This is a genomic window from Paenibacillus xylanexedens (assembly GCF_007676705.1).
In the GTDB taxonomy this organism is placed as follows: Bacteria; Bacillota; Bacilli; order Paenibacillales; family Paenibacillaceae; genus Paenibacillus; species Paenibacillus xylanexedens_C.
In genome coordinates this window covers 1-314 of sequence record NZ_VEBF01000139.1, presented here as the reverse complement: position 1 = coordinate 314, position 314 = coordinate 1, and the positions used below count along the sequence as shown (strand labels likewise).

1 pseudogene is annotated in these 314 nt (G+C 50.3%); it reads right to left on the bottom strand.

Annotated features, from left to right (window positions below):
• Positions 1–255 (bottom strand): annotated as a pseudogene (locus FS628_RS30340) (hypothetical protein); the annotation flags it as partial.
• Between the last annotated feature and the right edge of the window lie 59 nt (positions 256–314).

The window sequence follows — 314 nt, the reverse complement described above, 5'->3', positions numbered from 1 at the left end:
ACCCAGCCCTTCTCCTCCAGATGGAACAAGTTTGGCCACCCATTTCCTGCCAACGCCTATCCCCACTCTTTTCACAACCTCTACCACCAACTCCTTCCTTACCATCCGGCCAATCACTTTACTACCCATGCACATCACCAATCCATACATCATCCATTTCCTCTCACCCTCCATTCCCTCCACCTCTTTTTGCCATAATCCCAATTTATTCTTAATCCCACCCAACACCTCCATCACCATCCCCACATCACCCACTACCTCTCTACCACGCAGTGGAACCACTGTTCTACCTGCGCAACCACTAGCTCTTTTCC